At 70.6% G+C, this 16,421-nt stretch carries 15 protein-coding genes; 5 read left to right on the forward strand and 10 right to left on the reverse strand.

What is annotated here, in order from left to right; translation table 11 throughout:
- Nucleotides 1–56 precede the first annotated feature (56 nt).
- Together IEY79_RS06570 and IEY79_RS06575 are read right to left on the reverse strand one after the other, a co-directional pair.
- The gene (locus IEY79_RS06570; protein WP_189106346.1) at nucleotides 57–914 is read right to left on the reverse strand and encodes a YcnI family copper-binding membrane protein; all 858 of its coding nucleotides are present in this window, start codon (nucleotides 912–914) and stop codon (nucleotides 57–59) included.
- A gap of 107 nt (nucleotides 915–1,021) precedes the next feature.
- A complete protein-coding gene (locus IEY79_RS06575) occupies nucleotides 1,022–1,888 on the reverse strand; it encodes a hypothetical protein (RefSeq protein ID WP_189106347.1) in 867 nt (288 codons plus the stop codon).
- 192 nt (nucleotides 1,889–2,080) lie between these two features.
- Between IEY79_RS06575 and IEY79_RS06580 the strand changes: the two genes are divergently transcribed.
- Complete coding sequence (locus IEY79_RS06580; protein WP_189106348.1) at nucleotides 2,081–2,566, forward strand: ATP-binding protein; 486 nt, start codon at nucleotides 2,081–2,083, stop codon at nucleotides 2,564–2,566.
- 149 nt (nucleotides 2,567–2,715) lie between these two features.
- On the opposite strand, the gene IEY79_RS06585 is transcribed toward IEY79_RS06580, so the two are convergent.
- Together IEY79_RS06585 and IEY79_RS06590 are read right to left on the reverse strand one after the other, a co-directional pair.
- Nucleotides 2,716–4,239, reverse strand: a complete 1,524-nt coding sequence (locus tag IEY79_RS06585) for an aminopeptidase P family protein (RefSeq protein ID WP_189106349.1) — start codon at nucleotides 4,237–4,239, stop codon at nucleotides 2,716–2,718.
- 145 nt (nucleotides 4,240–4,384) lie between these two features.
- Entirely contained in the window at nucleotides 4,385–5,896 is a 1,512-nt protein-coding gene (locus IEY79_RS06590) for a PP2C family protein-serine/threonine phosphatase (protein ID WP_189106350.1), read from the reverse strand.
- A gap of 521 nt (nucleotides 5,897–6,417) precedes the next feature.
- Here IEY79_RS06590 and IEY79_RS06595 point away from each other — a divergent pair.
- Together IEY79_RS06595 and IEY79_RS06600 are read left to right on the forward strand one after the other, a co-directional pair.
- Nucleotides 6,418–7,101 carry a bifunctional DNA primase/polymerase gene (locus IEY79_RS06595; RefSeq protein ID WP_189106351.1) on the forward strand — a complete coding sequence of 228 codons (684 nt, stop codon included), beginning with the start codon at nucleotides 6,418–6,420 and terminating at the stop codon, nucleotides 7,099–7,101.
- 197 nt (nucleotides 7,102–7,298) lie between these two features.
- Entirely contained in the window at nucleotides 7,299–7,811 is a 513-nt protein-coding gene (locus IEY79_RS06600) for a hypothetical protein (protein WP_189106352.1), read from the forward strand.
- A gap of 272 nt (nucleotides 7,812–8,083) precedes the next feature.
- On the opposite strand, the gene IEY79_RS06605 is transcribed toward IEY79_RS06600, so the two are convergent.
- The 3 genes from IEY79_RS06605 to IEY79_RS06615 all read right to left on the reverse strand — a co-directional run bounded on the left by IEY79_RS06605 (nucleotide 8,084) and on the right by IEY79_RS06615 (nucleotide 10,792).
- Nucleotides 8,084–9,064, reverse strand: coding sequence for a DUF5926 family protein (locus tag IEY79_RS06605; protein WP_189106353.1), 981 nt, complete (start codon nucleotides 9,062–9,064; stop codon nucleotides 8,084–8,086).
- Between the two features lie 240 nt (nucleotides 9,065–9,304).
- On the reverse strand, nucleotides 9,305–9,907 hold the full coding sequence (locus IEY79_RS06610; RefSeq protein WP_189106354.1) for an ATP-binding protein: 603 nt from the start codon (nucleotides 9,905–9,907) through the stop codon (nucleotides 9,305–9,307).
- 75 nt (nucleotides 9,908–9,982) lie between these two features.
- Nucleotides 9,983–10,792 carry a glycerophosphodiester phosphodiesterase gene (locus IEY79_RS06615; RefSeq protein ID WP_189106355.1) on the reverse strand — a complete coding sequence of 270 codons (810 nt, stop codon included), beginning with the start codon at nucleotides 10,790–10,792 and terminating at the stop codon, nucleotides 9,983–9,985.
- A gap of 269 nt (nucleotides 10,793–11,061) precedes the next feature.
- Here IEY79_RS06615 and IEY79_RS06620 point away from each other — a divergent pair, with 269 nt between their 5' ends.
- On the forward strand, nucleotides 11,062–12,561 hold the full coding sequence (locus IEY79_RS06620; RefSeq protein ID WP_189106356.1) for a S1C family serine protease: 1,500 nt from the start codon (nucleotides 11,062–11,064) through the stop codon (nucleotides 12,559–12,561).
- Nucleotides 12,562–12,801: 240 nt separating this feature from the next.
- Nucleotides 12,802–13,920 (forward strand): asparaginase, encoded by a 1,119-nt coding sequence (locus IEY79_RS06625; protein WP_189106357.1) that lies wholly within the window; start codon nucleotides 12,802–12,804, stop codon nucleotides 13,918–13,920.
- 39 nt (nucleotides 13,921–13,959) lie between these two features.
- On the opposite strand, the gene IEY79_RS06630 is transcribed toward IEY79_RS06625, so the two are convergent.
- The 3 genes from IEY79_RS06630 to IEY79_RS06640 are packed head-to-tail and all read right to left on the reverse strand — an operon-like array spanning nucleotide 13,960 to nucleotide 16,284.
- Entirely contained in the window at nucleotides 13,960–15,285 is a 1,326-nt protein-coding gene (locus IEY79_RS06630) for an RNA polymerase sigma factor (RefSeq protein WP_308426651.1), read from the reverse strand.
- Entirely contained in the window at nucleotides 15,282–15,620 is a 339-nt protein-coding gene (locus IEY79_RS06635; RefSeq protein ID WP_189106358.1) for a YciI family protein, read from the reverse strand. Before IEY79_RS06635 ends, IEY79_RS06630 begins: the two co-directional genes overlap by 4 nt.
- Nucleotides 15,621–15,645: 25 nt before the next feature.
- Nucleotides 15,646–16,284: a dihydrofolate reductase family protein gene (locus tag IEY79_RS06640; protein ID WP_189106359.1), complete on the reverse strand. Its 639-nt coding sequence runs from the start codon at nucleotides 16,282–16,284 to the stop codon at nucleotides 15,646–15,648.
- Nucleotides 16,285–16,421 lie beyond the last annotated feature (137 nt).

The following is a 16,421-nucleotide window of genomic DNA, read 5'->3' on the forward strand; positions in this document are numbered from 1 at the left end:
TTGGTGGAGTACGGGCTCCGGGCGCGGGGCCCGGCGAGGGGCCCCGCGCCCGCTGATCAGCTGGCGGGGGTGCCGGTGGACGAGGTGCGGCGGCGTCCGGCCAGGACGCCGTAGGCGACACCGGCGACGCCGATGACGATGCCGGCGATGCCGAGGCCACGGGCCGTGCCGTCGCTGCTGTCGGAGGCGGCGGCGTTCTCGCCGTCCCCGTCGTCACTCTCGGCCGATGCCTGGTCGGTCCCGGCCTTGGCGTCGTCGCCCGCCTTGTCCTCGCCCGCCTTGTCGTCGGCAGCCGCGCCGTGACCGTCCTCGGAGGCGGCGGTCAGGGTCAGCACCGGCGCCGGGCTCTCGGGCTCGGCGCCCTCGGTCGGGGCGTCGATCCAGCGCACGACCTCGTCGTTGTCGTACGTCTGGAGGGTCTTGAAGACCAGCTGGTCGGCGTCCTCGGGCAACTGGCCGACGGAGAGCGGGAACTGCTGGAAGTAGCCGGGCGCGACCCCGCCGCCCTTCGCGGCGGTCCAGGTGACCTTCGAGACGGCTTCGGTGATCTGCTTGCCGTGCATCTCGATCGGCTTGGCGAGCTTGCTCTTGGTGACGGCGATCTTCCAGCCGGGCACGGACTGCGGGGCCACCGAGGCCAGGGGGTGCTCGGTCGGGAAGTTCACTTCGAGCTTGACGGTCGAGGCGTCGTCGCGCTCGTTGGGCACCTTGAAGTTGACGGTCGCGTAACCGCCCTTGGCGGCCTCGCCGACCGGCTGCACGCTGACGTGCGCGAGGGCGGGACCGGCGAGCAGCACGACGGCCGACGCGGCGACGCCGCCGACGACTGCCACACGGCGCGTGATGCGGGTACGGCCGGTGGTGGACGCCCGCGAGACAGCGTGACGAGACGTGTTCGTACGAGAGGCGTTCATGACAGAAGACACTCCACGGTGTGGGGGAGACGATGGGCCGCGCGCGGATACGCGTCGGCATCGCGACGTCACCGCCCTACGTACTCCGTACGGAAGGTGTCGTCGCGTCAGGCGGCGAGAGTGAGTACGGCCGGCGGGCCGCGCCTGATCACCGAATGCTGGAGCGTCTCCCCCGTGTACGAGGGCGGAGCGTCGGGGCGCGGGCCGGGCGCGGCGGCCGGCCCGGGGGCGGGCGTGAGCGGCAGTCCGGCGCTCAGGGCGCGTACGAGGCCGAGGGCGGCCCGCAGGGCCCGCAGCCGCGCGTTGTCGGCGACGACTTCACCGAAGCCGTCGCCGAGGCTCTGGGAGGAAAGTGTGGCGAGCCGGGCGAGCGCGAGGTCGCCGCGGCGCATGAGCCAGCCGGTCGCGAGGGCCGCCAGCAGATGCGCGAGGAACATGGGCAGGGTCGGCAGTTCGGGCAGCAGCCCGGCGGTGCCACCGGCCCCTCCGGTTCCACCGGCCGCCGCCTGCGCGGCTGTTCCCGCCGCCGAGCCGTGCAGGTGACCGCCCTGCGCGAGCCCGCCGCCGACCGTGGCGGGGTCGATCCCGGCGTCGGTCACGATGCGGCGCGCGTCCCCCGCGCTCAGCGACGCCGGGCCGGCGCCGCAGATCAGCTTCGCCGCCATGCGGATCAGTACGTCGTCGGCGCCGCCGCGCATCGTGAGGTGGTGCTGGCTCATCCCGAACAGGGAGTGCAGCGCGAGCTGTCCACCGGTCAGCGCGAGTGCGATGGCGGGCAGTGAACGGGCGCGTCCGGCGAGCGGCGCGGCAACGGCGAACACACCGGCGAAACCGACGACGAGCGTCCACCAGGGGACGGCCTGACAGGCCGCGATCACATGTCCCGTCCCGGACAGCACGACACAGACCGCGGTGAACACCGCGGCCCTCAGGAGCCGCAGACCGGCTCCGGTGTGTGCGACACGATCCGGCATGGCCGGGTCATCATCGCACTGCGACCGGCGGCTTCGTACGGCAGGTCCGGAAGATCAGCTTCTGTCCCCTACAACGGCAGACATCTTATGCGCGTCCGCCGAATGAGTTCTTTCACGCGGACGATGTGCTTACGACTCACCTGCAAGGGCAATACGTATCGGTATGTCGAGCTGTGGCCAGGAGGCTGGAGCATGAGCATCTGGTGGTCCCTCCATTTGCGGCGCGAAGCCGCGAGCGTCCCGCTCGCACGCCGTCTTCTGATCGGCACGATGGAGACCGCGGGCGTCGACCCGGACATTTCCTTCGATCTGTCCATCGCACTGACCGAAGCATGCGCGAACGCCGTCGAGCACGGCGGCGACGACCTGCCCGGTGATCCGTCCCAGGCGTCGGCGGCATATCGGGTCACGGCCTATCTGGACGGCGAGAAGTGCCGTATCGAAGTGTCCGACTCCGGGCCCGGATTCCCTTCCCGCCGCTCCGTCCACCGGACCGCGGCCGTGGCCGCCCTCACCGCCGAGAACGGCCGGGGGCTCTCCCTGATCGAGCAGTTGTCCGACCACGTCCACTTCCGCAACCGGCCGGGGCGGGGAGCGGTGATCAGCTTCGACAAGATACTGAAGTGGCGCGAGGAGACCCCGCTGGTGGCCCTGGGCGGCACGACCGCCGGAGTCTGACCCGGTCTCACACACGCGCCCCACGCACGCGCCCCACGCACGTGCCTCATGAACCCGCATCATCCGCCTCATGGACGCGCCGGCCCGGCCGCGCGTGAGGCGCGGCCGGGCCGGCGACTGTCCGGAGCGGGGACCTGGACGTCCCCGGGTCAGCCCTGCTTGACGGCCGCCATCCATGTCTCCACGTCCGCGGACGTACGGGGCAGTCCCGCCGACAGATTCCGGTTGCCGTCCTCCGTGACCAGGATGTCGTCCTCGATCCGGACCCCGATGCCCCGGTACTCCTCCGGCACCGTGAGGTCGTCCGCCTGGAAGTACAGACCCGGCTCGACCGTCAGGCACATTCCGGGCTCCAGCGTGCCGTCCACATACGCCTCCGTGCGCGCCGCCGCGCAGTCGTGGACGTCCAGGCCGAGCATGTGCCCCGTGCCGTGCAGCGTCCAGCGGCGCTGGAGGCCCAGCTCCAGGACCCGTTCGACCGGGCCTTCGAGCAGACCCCACTCGACGAGCCTCTCGGCGAGCACACGCTGGGACGCGTCGTGGAAGTCCCGGTACTTCGCGCCCGGCTTCACCGCGGCGATACCGGCCTCCTGCGACTCGTACACCGCGTCGTAGATCTTGCGCTGGAGCTCGTCGAACCGGCCGTTGATCGGCAGCGTGCGTGTGACGTCGGCCGTGTAGAGGGTGTGGGTCTCCACGCCGGCGTCGAGCAGGAGCAGATCGCCGGGGCGTACGTCTCCGTCGTTGCGCACCCAGTGCAGGGTGGTGGCGTGCGGTCCTGCGGCGCAGATCGAGCCGTAGCCGATGTCGTTGCCCTCCACCCGGGCACGCAGGAAGAACGTTCCCTCGATGTAGCGCTCGCTGGTCGCCTCGGCCTTGTCGAGGATCCGTACGACGTCCTCGAAACCGCGGACGGTCGAGTCGACGGCCTTCTGGAGCTCGCCGACCTCGAAGTCGTCCTTCACCGCGCGCGCCTCGGACAGATAGACCCGCAACTCGTCGTCGCGCTCCGCCGTGACCTTGTCGGCCAGCGCGGCCTCGATGGACGAGTCGTGCCCGCGGACGACCCGCACCGGGCCCGTCGCCTCGCGCAGGGCCGCGGCCAGCTCCCGGACGTCCTTCGCGGGCAGGCCGAGCAACTGCTCGGCCTCGGCGAGCGAGTGCCGGCGGCCGACCCACAACTCGCCCTGGCGGCCGTCGAGCCAGAATTCGCCGTTCTCCCGGTTGGAGCGCGGGGTGAGATAGATCGTGGCCCGGTGGCCGTCGCCGCCGGGTGCCGGCTCCAGGACGAGGACGCCGTCCTCGGTCTGGTCGCCGGTGAGATACGCGTACTCGGTGGAGGGACGGAAGCTGTACTCCGTGTCGTTCGACCGGGTCTTCAGGCCGCCCGCGGGGATCACCAGGCGGTCGCCCGGGAATCGCGCGGACAGCGCGGCACGGCGGTCCGCCGCGTAGGGCGCCTGTGCGACGGGCTCCAGGTCGCGGAGCTCGGTGTCGGCCCAGCCCGACTTCATGTTCTCGGCCAGCTCGTCGGACACGCTCACATAGAGGCCGTTCTTGCGCTGCTTCACGGGCTTGCCGGCCGACGCCTCGTCGGCGTCGTCGAGCACTGTGTCCTGGTCTCCCAGCGTTTCCGGGGTCTCCGGTGTTTCCGGGATGAGCTCCTCGGCCACGGTCTGCCTCCTCTGTACGACATTGGACCTTTCGGGTCCCGGCACCATCGTATGTCTGTACGGGCGGCCGGCCAGGGGGCCTGTGGACAACTCCTCGGACGGCTGGACCACAGGGGCTCGTCGGACCGGAGAGGGCCGCTCCGGTTCAGTCGAAGCGGACGGCGAGAATCACGACGTCCTCCGCGCTCCCGCGCGCGCCGGGGCCGGACACGTCCGCCCCGCCGGGCAGCACCAGCCTCAGCACGTGGTCGGCGATCGCCCCCGGGTCGTCCCGGAGGCTCCTGGGCACGCTCGCGGCCGCCGCGTGCAGCCGGGCGAAGGCCCGGTCCATCGGGTCGCCGGTGCGGCGCAGCAGGCCGTCGGTGTACAGCAGCACCGTTTCTCCTTGCGCGGGCGACACCGCCACGCTCGGCGCCTCCCAGCAGGACAGCATCCCCAGCGGCGCCGACAGGCTCGTCTCGACGAACTCCGTACGCCGCTCCCCCACGATCAGCGGCGGCGCGTGCCCGGCACCCGCGAGCACGATCCTGCGCGACGCGGGTTCGGTGTGGGCGAAGAGCACGGTGGCGGTACGAGCCGGTTCGGTCAGCCGCAGCAGCAGTTCGAGGTCGGACAGTACGGCGACGGGGTCCTCGCCCTCCATCACCGCGTACGCCCGCAGGGAGGCCCGCAGCCGTCCCATCGCGGCCAGAGCGCTCGGCCCCGACCCGCTCACCGAGCCGACGGCCAGCCCCAGAGCGCCGTCGGGCAGCGGCAACGCGTCGTACCAGTCGCCGCCGTCGCCGCCCGCGCGGTGCCGTACCGCGAGCCGTACGCCGGGGACGCGGGGGAGCCGGCCGGGCAGCAGCTCGTCGGCGATCGTGCTCTCACGCGCGCGGGTCGACTCCAGCTCCAGGAGGCGCGCCAGATGCTCGGCGGCGTAGCGGGCGTAGAGACCCACCAGATGGCGCTGCCTTTCGACCGGTTCGGCGGGTTCGTCGTAAAACCAGCTCGCGGCGCCGATCCGGCCCGCCGTCTCGGCGGTGAGGGAGACCGCGTACGTGGCGCTGTAGCCGAGCCGGACGGCCACTTCACGGTGGCGCGGGTCCAGGCCCGGGTCGCCGAGTACGTCTCCCACGGACTCGGCGGCGGTCGCGGGCTCCGTGGTCTCGTCGAGGAGCCTTCCGTAGGAGGTCGCGGCGCGCGGCACGGTCTCCAGCTGTCCGAGGTCCCCGTGGCTGAAACCGAGTCCTACCGTCGTACGGGGAATGTGCTCGTCCGCGCGGGACGCCGGTTCGAGGACGACCAGACCGCGCGAGGAGCCGACGAGGGCCGCGCCCGCCCGGACGACCTCGTTGAGTGCCGCGTCCATCGAACCCGTCTTGGCCAGGCGTTCGGTGAGCTCGTGGAGGGTGGTCAGATCGGAGACCCAGCCGGCCAGCCGGTCCTGGATCATCACCACCGGCGCGCCGGGGGGCTCGTGGAGGGCCGCGACAGTGTGCGCGGGAGCCGGAAGTGCTGAATCGATTCCAGCCACTTTCGGCATGTGCGGAGCGCTCATGGCAACCGGCTTTCTGACTGGTGCGTTTCGCGCAATAGCATCGCAAACCACCAGATGATTCTGCGCCACTATCAGTGCATCCACATGTACACGCACAACTGAGGCGATGTCCAGCATTGTCCTGGCGGAACTACTGGTGTCTGTGCGACGGTCAACTTGGCCCGAAAATGACCCCGGCGCAGTATTCTGCGATCGACTGAGGGAACTCGACAGGGGCCTCCCCGGTGAAGCGCAGGCGACATCGAGGAGGAGCGTCATTCCGCACGTGATGGGTACGTGAACGGTGACGGACAGGGGCAGTTGGGACGGCCCCGGAACCTGACGGACGGCTCCGGCGTCTTAACCGCCGTAGCCCGCGCGCCATCCCGGAGTGGCGGGGCTGTCACAGCGGGACGACAGACCATTGAGTGCGCCACCCATCGCCACGCGTTTAATGAAGTACAGACTGCGTTCGGCCCAGGAGCGGCGAGTCCTGCCGCAGGTTGACGAAGTCCGACTGTGCCCCGTCCAAAGGGGCGGCGGAGCGTCGACGACACACGTCGACTGTACGCACAGCGATACGCACAGTGAAGCCATGCACACAGATTTACCGGTGTGGCATGTGGACCTCGGCGTTCAACGGAAAGGAACGAGCGCTCATGCGCGAGATCCTCGGAAGGCGACGCAGGCTCCTGTTCAGGCGCAAGGGGATGCCTGCCCCACTCGAAGCGGCGCTGACATGCGCCACGGCATGGCAGTGGCCCGTACTTCCCGGAGTCGGCCTCAAGACGTCCGGCGGACGGGGCGACCGCGGCCACGGCTGCGCCTGCCCGGATCCCGAGTGCGCCGTACCCGGCGCGCACCCCTTCGACCCAGGCCTGCTGGCCGCGACGACAGACGAACGCATGGTGCGCTGGTGGTGGGCCAACCGGCCCACGGCGCCGATCGTGCTCGCCAACGGAGACACCGCGCCGTGCGCGGTGAGTCTGCCCGCCGCCGCCGCGGAGCGTGCGCTGGTGGCACTGGACGAGATGGGTATGCGCCTCGGCCCGGTCGTGGCGACCCCCACCCGCTGGTCGCTGCTGGTGGCCCCGTACACCCTGGAACGGCTCGGCGAGCTGCTCTTCGCCAAGGACTGGGTGCCCAGTTCGCTCCGCTTCCACGGCGAGGGCGGCTATCTGGTGCTCCCGCCGTCCGAGGCGGCCGGCGGTCAGGTCCGCTGGGAGCGGGCGCCACTGCCCGGCTCGGCGTCGCCGTGGCTGCCCGACGTGGAGGCTGTCGTGGACGCGCTGGTCGAGGCGAGCACGAGCGCGCCGGACGGCGGCAGCAGGCTCGCTTACTGAACACCGGGTGCGTAGGCACCGACATTCCGGGCCGTGCCTGCCGAGGCGCGGCCCGGTTTCTGTTCCCTCCGTCACTCGTACGGGTGCGAGGTGGACCGGGTTGTACGGGAAATGGGCGCGCGGCGTGCCGGGCGCCCCGATCGCGCCGCTATCTTCGGCCGAGGTCAAGGATCTTCCCGGCAGCGGCAGGTGGGCCCATGAATCCTCGTGTGATCGGGCTCGCCACCGTGGTGGTGTTCACCGCCCTGCTGCCACTGGCCGCCTCGGCGGGGCCCGCGGGCGGCCCCACAGCGCGCTCCGCGCCCCCTGCCGCGCTCCAGGAGCCTCAGAAGCTCCACGAACCGGAGAACGGCGGGGCGCCCTCCGGCGAGCGCTGCGGCCCGGCGCTCACGTCGCGTGACGGGATCGAGGCCCAGACCTGCGTTCTGACCGAGAACGGGGACACCTGGGGCCGTACGTACTACCGGAATGCGTCAGGTGAGGAATTGCGTTCCGTGCTCAGCCTGATGGCACCCGAGGGGCGGACCGTTCAGTCCCACTGCGTGGTCGAAGACGGCGACGAGCCGGGTTCTTGTGAAACTCCGCGTGAACGTACGGCGGGAAAACCCGAGCGGTACTGGGCGGTGACGGAGTTCGCGGGAAGTGGTGACGGGACCGGGCCGCTGTTGCTCAGGTCCGGCAGCAACTCGGCAGCTCGGTCGGCCAGTTGAGGGGTCGCGTCCGCTTCGCGGTAGCGACGGCCGAGAGGCATCACAACGCCGCGACAACTCTGCAGTCTTCACTCCGGAAATTGCAGGAAGGGCGCCGGGGAACGAAGGCGCCCGGTCGCTGGCGACGGGGGATGCACCAGCGACCGGGCTTCTAGAACGGTAACAAGAGATCGGCGGTTAGCAAATTCGATCTGATGTATTCGGACAAGAAATTACTTGCCGGTACGGGCAGTTGTGACCACTGTCACTGTGAGCGACGAATTTCGTCACGCTCAGCTGAGGGTCACTTGGCGGTTGGTGAGCCCGCCCCTCGCGCGCCGCTCGTCCCCGGTCAGCGGAGCGTCCACCGCGAGGGCCGCCGCCAGCCGCTCCTGGAGCTCCGCGGCGGGCTTCTCGCAGTCCTCCGCGCGCATCGCGCTCGGCAGGTCCCAGACCGGGACCGTCAGCCCGTGCGCCCGGAAGGAGCCGACCAGCCGCGTCCCCTCGCCGAGACTCGACGTGCCGGCGGCGTGCAGCCGGGCGAGCGCGTCGAGCAGCTTCTCCTCGGGGTGCGGCATGACCCACCGCAGATGGTTCTTGTCGGGCGTCTCGCACCAGTACGCGGCGTCCGTGCCGGTGAGCTTCACCGTCGGGATCGCCGCGGCGTTGGCGCGCTCCAGCGACGCCGTCACCTCGGGGGTCGCGTTCTCGGCGTCCGGCACCCAGAACTCGAAGCCGGAGTGCACGACCGGCGCGAAATCGCCCTCCGGGTCCAGCAGGTCCTGCAGGCGCGGCCCGTCGGCCGGAACGCGCTGCGCGGCGACCGGGTTGCCGGGCTCGGCGGTCAGCGCCCGCTGGAGCGTGTCGGCGAGGTCGCGGCTGAGGTCGCCGGACGACGTGTCGTTCTGGAGGGCGAGCAGGACGGAGCCGTCGTCGCGGCGCAGCGCGGGCCAGGCCATCGGCAGGACGGTCGCGAGCGTCACGGACGGTACGCCGTCGGGCAGGCCGCCCTTGAGGGTCAGCTCGGCGGTCGCGGCGGGCACCAGCTCGCGCAGCGCGATCCAGTCGCACTCGCCGGCCAGCCCGTCGAAGGGGCGCTGGACCAGCTCGGTGACGGCATGGGCGGCGGCCCGGCCGTGACAGGCCTTGTAGCGGCGGCCCGAGCCGCACGGGCAGGGCTCGCGTGCGCCCACGACCGGAATGGGCCCGTCAGTGAGCTGAGCCTTGGCGGACTGAGCCTTCGCGGCCTTGGTCTGGGGGCGCTTCTTGGCCATGGTGGCTTCTCCCGATAGCGGCAGTGCGGTGTCGGCGCGAGCCTAGCCGTACCGCGTATTGCCGTGGGCGCAACGCCCCATCGGGGGAGGGTGGGTGGCGGCGCGTACGGGGCTCGTACGGACCCGGTGCGCACCGCTCCGCGTACGCGGCGGGCCGCCGGTATGTCGGCGGTGGGCCGGCTTCCGGTCCTGCCCGGCGAGGGCGCTCCTTCCGGCCCGCGCCGCGGTCCGCCCGTCAGATCAGTCGTCGGCCGGGTCGAACGCGTCGGCGAAGCCCAGATCAGAGACATCGACGCGCGTAGCGAAATCGTCGTGGTGGCGTCCTTCGGTGACGATGACCCAGACGGTCACCTCGCCGGCGGAGCCGTCCCGTACGCCCCAGTCCTGGGCGAGCGAGCTGATGATGTTGAGACCGCGGCCGCCGCGCGCGGTCACCGAGGGTGTGGCCGGAACCGGTCGCGTCGGCCCGCCGCCGTCCGTCACCTCGACGGTCAGCCGGCCCGCTCCGTCGACCTCCCAGGCCGCGCGTACGTCGCCGTCACCGATCTCTGCCCGGCCCAGCGGCCTGCCGTGCCGGCAGGCGTTGCTGAGAAGCTCGGAGAGGATCAGTACGGCGTCGTCGACGACCGCGTCCGACATTCCTCGGCGGCGCAACTGCTCGCGCATCCGATGCCTTGCCTGTCCCACGCCCGCAGGGCCATGGGGAACGGCCATGCTCGACGACGTGGGCACTTCCTGTGCCACCACAAACGCCACCCCCGAGACCTCCTTTGCCCCACGCCACGGTGTGAATGCCCCAATGGCCTGGACCGGAAACCGGCCAAGGTGAGACCAGTGACGCACTCAACAGGCTCGAACACTTACCGAACGCGCCGGTGCACTCCAAGTCACCCTCCGTGCACCCCAATTCCTGGCAAATCAGGCAAGGCGCCCCAGTTGGGACAGCACCTGTTTGGGGCGGTTGGTGATGATTGCCTCCACTCCGAGACTCACGCAGAGTTCGACGTCTTCCGGTTCGTTCACCGTCCACACGTGGACACGGTGGCCCGCTTTGTGCAGCCGTTCCACATAGCCCGGCTGATTGCGCACGATGCGGATGCCGGGCCCCGCGATCCGGGCTCCCGCCGGCAGCCGGCCGTCGCGCAGCCGGGGTGAGACGAACTGCATCAGATAGACCGTCGGCAGTTGCGGCGCCGCGTCGGCGATGCGGTGCAGCGAGCGGGCCGAGAAGCTCATGATGCGTACGGGCGACTCCCCGGGGGCCGGACCGTCGAGTCCGAAGCGCGCCAGCATCTGGAGCAGCCGCTCCTCCACCTGTCCGGCCCAGCGGGTGGGATGTTTGGTCTCGATGGCGAGCTCGATGCGCCGGTCGGTGTCGGCGATGAGTTCGAGCAGCCGCTCAAGCGTCAGTACGGAGGTGAGGGAGCGGTCCTTCCAGTCCGGGCTCTCCTCGCTGTCCATGGTCTCCATCCAGGAGCCGAAGTCGAGGGTGGCCAGATCGGCGAGCTCCAGGGCGGAGACGGCGCCGCGTCCGTTGGAGGTGCGGTTCACGCGACGGTCGTGTACGCACACGAGGTGCCCGTCGGCGGTCAGCCGTACATCGCATTCCAGTGCGTCGGCGCCGTCCTCGATGGCCTTCTTGTATGCGGCCAGAGTGTGTTCAGGGGCGTCCTCGGAGGCTCCTCGGTGGGCGACGACCTGGATGCTGGGCTGCCGTGCTTGAGTCACCCCGCCATGGTGTCACCGAGACGGGGTAAGCGTGCGGCGGTCCCCCTGCTGGGCCGAGCTGCGGATGCGTCCCGTTTGTCCAGTAATAAAGGATGGCGGGGAGACACACAGGTCCTGCTTACCGTGGCCTGACGTGCTGTGGGAAAAGCTGAGGGCAGAGACGTACGAGAGACATGTCCATGCCGAAGGGGTGTGCCGACACCTGAACGCGGCGGAAAACAGCGGAACTCTTGCCGAAGAATGATGCGGAACCTGAGGAGTAAAAGACTGTGAGCACCGAGAACGAGGGCACAGCGGTCCCGTCCGCCCCGTCCGTACCTCCCGTGCCGGTTGCCGCTCCCGAGGGCACGCCCGCGTCCGCTCCGAGGGAGTTCACCCACGAGCGGCAGCACGCGGGCCAGGGGGGCTACGCGAGTCACGGGGGTGACCCCGATCAGCCGGGGCGGCCCGGTGAGCCCGGTCACGGCTCCGAGCCCACCACGCAGTTGCCCGGAGCCGTACCGGCGTACCACCCCGGCTCGACGGGACCCAGGGGCTCGGCCCCCAACGCCGGATGGCCGCCGCCCCCGCCCCCGCCGAACCAGCCTCATTACGGAGGCGGTGGCGGATGGGGCGAGCCGCCCGCGTCCGGCCCCCAGCCGTCGCGTAAGCGGCCCGGCGGGCTGATCGCCGCGGTCCTCGCGTCGGCGCTGGTCGCCGGTGTGGTCGGCGGCGGGATCGGCTTCTGGGCGGCGGACAACAGTGACGACAGCGTCGGCGGCGGATCGTCCACGATCTCCGCGGCCGACCCCGCCCTCAAACGCGAGGCGGGCAGCACGGCCGCGGTGGCCGGCGAGGCGCTCCCGAGCGTGGTCACCATCACCGCGCAGGCGCAGGGCGGCGACGGCGGTACGGGCACGGGCTTCATCTACGACAAGCAGGGCCACATCCTCACGAACAACCACGTCGTGGCGTCGGCCGCCGACGGCGGAGACCTGACGGCGACGTTCTCCAACGGCAAGGAGTACGCGGCCGAGGTCGTCGGCCGCGCCGAGGGTTACGACGTCGCCGTGATGAAGCTGAAGGACCCGCCGTCCGGGCTGAAGCCGCTGGCGCTGGGCAATTCGGACAAGGTGGCCGTAGGTGATTCGACGATCGCGATCGGCGCGCCGTTCGGCCTCTCCAACACCGTCACCACGGGCATCATCAGCGCCAAGAACCGCCCGGTGGCCTCCGGCGACGGCACCAGCGACAAGAACTCGTACATGAGCGCCCTCCAGACCGACGCCTCGATCAACCCCGGCAACTCCGGCGGTCCGCTGCTGGACGCGCGCGGGGCCGTGATCGGCATGAACTCTGCCATCCAGCCCACGGGCGGTGGCGGTGGCGGTGGAGGCGCCCAGTCGGGCTCGGTCGGCCTCGGGTTCGCCATCCCGATCAACCAGGCGCGGACCGTCGCGGGGGAGCTCATCAAGACCGGCCAGCCCGTCTACCCGGTCATCGGCGCGACGGTCTCCATGACGGAGGGCGGCGACGGCGCGACGATCTCGGGCGACGACGCGGGCGGCACCCCGGCGGTGACGCCGGACGGGCCGGCCGCGAAGGCGGGGCTCAAGTCCGGTGACGTCATCACGAAGTTCAACAACGTGCAGATCGACAGCGGTCCGACGCTGATCAGCGAGATCTGGACACACAAGCCGGGCGACAAGATCAAGATCACGTATACGCGCGACGGCAAGGAGTCGCAGGTCGACGTCACCTTGGGCGAGCGCAAGGGCGACACCCGGTAGGGGCGACACGCAGGGGAGCGGGGGAAGGGCAGACGGACGGGGCGCCGGATGGGGGTTCGGCGCCCCGTCCGTCTGCCGGTCCGTCCGTCTGTCACAAGTGCCCGTCTGTCACGTGCGGCCGGTCGTCGTCGCCCGTCAGGTGCGAAACGCTGATTTAACCGTGACGGCCGGGCCGTGAAATATGCCTCGGACACCTTTCTCCCAGATCTGACGTGATGACCCGTCCGGGAGAGGTACGGCATGCGAGGAATCCTGCGTCGAACCGCGTTGCTGACGGCGGTCGTTGCCCTGACCGCCGGCACAGCCACCGCCGCCGAACAGCACAAGTCCCCAGCCAAGCGCCCCAAGGTGGCGGTCATCGGCACCGGAGGAACGATCGCCGGGGTGAGCGACAGCAGGGTGGACTTCCAGGACTACCAGTCCGGCAAGATCCCCGTCTCCGAGCTTGTCGGTGACCTCAAGCCCGAGGTGAACGAGATAGCCGACGTGTCCACCGTGCAGTTCGGCAACAAGGGCTCCGGCAGCTACTCCATAGCCGACTTCCGCGAGTTGACCCTGGCGGTCGACAAAGCCCTCCGTACGAATGACGCGGCCGTCGTCACCACCGGCACGGACACGATGGAGGAGTTCGCCTACTGGCTCGATCTGACGGTCCGCAGCGACAAGCCGGTGATTCTCACCGGGGCCATGCGCCCGTGGACCGTCCTCGGTACGGACGGCCCCGCGAACCTGTACAACGCGATCCAGCTCGCTGCCGGCGGGAAGACCACCTGCTTCGGCAGCGTCATCATGCTCAACGACGAGATCCAGGCCGCGCGTGAGGTGCGCAAGACGGACGCGCTGCGCATGGACACCTTCAACAGCGGCGCGAGCGGGTCGCTGGGCGTCGTTGACCAGGACCGCGTCCGGATCAACAGGGCGCCCGCACGCATCGAGAAGTGCGGGAAGCCGAGCTGGCGCACCCCCTTCGACGTCGGCCGCATCGCGGAGAAGGACCTGCCGAAGGTCGAGATCGCGTACAGCTACCAGGGCGCGGGCGGCGAGGCGGTGAAGGCGTTCGCCGACGCGGGCGCGGACGGTGTCGTCACAGCGGGTACGGGCGCGGGCGGCATCTCGTCCTCGATGTCGGCGGCCCGCACCGATGCCACCAAGCAGGGCGTGGTGTTCGCGTCCACCACCCGTACGGGCAACGGCGCCGTCTACGACGGAGGTGACGGCGCGGTGGTCGGGGCGGCCGACCTCAGCCCGCAGAAGGCCCGCATCCTGCTGCTGCTCTCGCTGGCGAAGACGGACGATGTGGAGAAGATCCGCGGGTGGTTCACGACCCTGGGGACGGCGGAGTTCAACAGCCACGGGTAGGTGACAGGGGCCGGGGCCGCGGTCGGCGAGGGGCGGGCGTCAGCGCGGGCGGTCGACCTCGGCGAGACGATCGCGGAGGAAGGCGCGCTCGGCGTCGTTGTCGGACAGCGCGATGGCCCGCTCGTACGCGACTGCGGCGTCCCCGGTCCGCCCCAGCCGCCGCAGCAGATCGGCCTTGACGGCGGGCAGATAGCGGTAGCCGGCCAGGCGTTGATCCTGTTCGAGGGCCTCGACCTCGGCGAGCGCGGTGGCCGGCCCGTCGACCATGGCGACGACGACCGCCCGGTTGAGCGCGACGACCGGCGACGACCACACCGTCAGCAGCGCGTCGTACAGGACCAGGATCTGTTCCCAGTCCGTCGCGGCGTACGTCGGCGCGGACGCGTGCAGCGCGGCGATGGCCGCCTGGAGTCCGTATCGGCCGGGCGCGCCGCCCCGGAGCGCGCCGATCACCAGTTCGTGCGCCTCGGCGATGGCCTCCTGGTCCCAGGCCGTACGGTCCTGCTCCTCCAGCCTCGACGGGCGCCCGTCCTCGGTCGTACGGGTGGCCCGGCGGGCGTGGTTGGCGAGGAGCAGCGCCAGGAGCCCCCGCACCTCCCGCTCGTCCGGCAGGAGTTCGTGCAGCATCCGGGCGAGGTCGAGCGCGTGCCCGGCGATGTCGTCCCTGGTCAGGGCGGTGCCTGCGGGTGCGATGTGGCCGGTGGTGAAGAGGAGATGGATGGTGGCGAGGGCGGAGTCGAGGCGGTCCGGCAGCTCGGCCGGGGTGGGCATACGGAAGGGGATGCGCGCGGCCACGATCTTCTTCTTCGCGCGGGTGATGCGGGCCGCCATGGTGGGCTCGGAGACGAGGAACGCCGTCGCGATGTCGGGGGTCGGCACGCCGCAGACGAGGCGCAGGGTGAGGGCGATCTGGGCGCCGGGGGTGAGGGCGGGGTGGCAGCAGAGGAAGACGAGCCGGAGGCGGTCGTCGGGAAGGGACCTCGGCTCGGGCCCGGCCTCCGATTCCGCGGCCTCCGGTTCCGCGGCCTCCGGCTCCGGCTCGACCAGCAGATGAAGCTTCGACCGGAGGGTCCGGGCCCGGCGCAGGGCGTCGAGCGCGTTGTGCCGGGCGGCGGTCGTCAACCAGGCGCCGGGCCTGTCCGGTACTCCGCCGCGAGCCCAGTCGACGAGGGCGGCTGCGTACGCGTCCTGGACGCACTCCTCCGCCAGGTCGAGGTCGCGGGTGACGCGTACCGTCGCGGCGAGCACCGTGGCCCACTCACGACGGTGCGCGTCCTCGACCGCGACCTGGACCGCGTCCTTGCCCGCCACCCGGATCCGAGCCGGGTCCGGGGCCCCGTACGCGTCGTCCGGGCCCGCTGTCACCCGGCGGGGAGCAGCGGCCGTACCTCGACGGCGCCATCCATGATCGGGAGCAACTTGCCGATGGCGAGCGCCGTTTCGAAGTCCTCGGTCTCCACCACGAAGAACCCGGCGATCACTTCCCTGCTCTCGATGAACGGCCCGTCGGTGACCAGCCCGTCCTTGTGGATCGTCCGCGTGGCCGTGCTGGGTTCGAGCCCCTGCTCATGGACGACGCGCGCGCCCATCGCGGCGACCTGCTCCCCGACGCGCATGTTGGCCTCCATGACGTCGGGCGGGATGTCCGCGACGCCGCCCGGGGTCTCCTTCTCGTAGATCAGAATCGCGTACTGCGGCATGCCACTCGCCCTCCGGTCCGCCCACTCACAGTTCGGTCCGCCAGTTGTCCGTCTCCGGGCCCATCGCCCCGTACTCGACCTTGCCACCCCGCGCGTACGTGCTGACGACGACTCCGCTCTCGGACTTGGTGGTGTCGATGAGCTTCAGCCCGGCCGGGACGGTGCCCTTCCCGAAGAGCCGCTTGCCGGAGCCGATGAGTACCGGGAAGAACAGCAGGTGGTACTCGTCCACGAGGTCGTGCTCGATCAGTGTCTGAAGCAGATCACAGCTGCCGTGCACCTGGATCTCCCCGCCGTCGCCCTCCTTGAGCGCGGCGACGGCCTCGGCGACGTCGCCGGTCAGCAGCGTCGAGTTCTGCCACGACACGGAGTCCAGTCTCCTCGACGCGACGTACTTCGGCATGGTGTTCAGCTTCGACCCGATCGGATCGTCGTCGGCGGCGAGCGGCCAGGCCTCCGCGAAGATCTCGTACGTCCTGCGCCCGAGAAGCAGGGCGTCGGCGCGCCCGATCACCTCGGCCATCCGATCGAGGAGATCCATCCGGAAGAGCGGCGCGGACCAACCCCCGTGCTCGAATCCGCCGTCACGATCCTCGTCCGTGCCACCGGGGGCCTGCATGACCCCGTCGAGGGAGAGGAATGTGGTCACCATCAGCTTTCGCATGCGCGTTTCCTTCGCTCGTAAGCTCGCAAGCTCTTCAGTTCGTACGCTTGTGCCGCTCCGGTACCGGCGGCCTCACTGACAACGGCGAACGGGATTGCCGCAATCGACAGGGCGAGAGAAACAAATATTCAGGCGCG

This window comes from Streptomyces camponoticapitis (genome assembly GCF_014646115.1).
GTDB classification, from domain to species: Bacteria; Actinomycetota; Actinomycetes; order Streptomycetales; family Streptomycetaceae; genus Streptomyces; species Streptomyces camponoticapitis.

Coding starts and splice junctions, on each gene's coding strand:
- IEY79_RS06570 (WP_189106346.1), bottom strand. CDS start 914: ATGAACGCCTCTCGTACGAACACGTCTCGTCACGCTGTCTCGCGGGCG.
- IEY79_RS06575 (WP_189106347.1), bottom strand. CDS start 1,888: ATGCCGGATCGTGTCGCACACACCGGAGCCGGTCTGCGGCTCCTGAGG.
- IEY79_RS06580 (WP_189106348.1), top strand. CDS start 2,081: ATGAGCATCTGGTGGTCCCTCCATTTGCGGCGCGAAGCCGCGAGCGTC.
- IEY79_RS06590 (WP_189106350.1), bottom strand. CDS start 5,896: ATGCTGGACATCGCCTCAGTTGTGCGTGTACATGTGGATGCACTGATA.
- IEY79_RS06595 (WP_189106351.1), top strand. CDS start 6,418: ATGCGCGAGATCCTCGGAAGGCGACGCAGGCTCCTGTTCAGGCGCAAG.
- IEY79_RS06600 (WP_189106352.1), top strand. CDS start 7,299: ATGAATCCTCGTGTGATCGGGCTCGCCACCGTGGTGGTGTTCACCGCC.
- IEY79_RS06605 (WP_189106353.1), bottom strand. CDS start 9,064: ATGGCCAAGAAGCGCCCCCAGACCAAGGCCGCGAAGGCTCAGTCCGCC.
- IEY79_RS06625 (WP_189106357.1), top strand. CDS start 12,802: ATGCGAGGAATCCTGCGTCGAACCGCGTTGCTGACGGCGGTCGTTGCC.
- IEY79_RS06635 (WP_189106358.1), bottom strand. CDS start 15,620: ATGCCGCAGTACGCGATTCTGATCTACGAGAAGGAGACCCCGGGCGGC.
- IEY79_RS06640 (WP_189106359.1), bottom strand. CDS start 16,284: ATGCGAAAGCTGATGGTGACCACATTCCTCTCCCTCGACGGGGTCATG.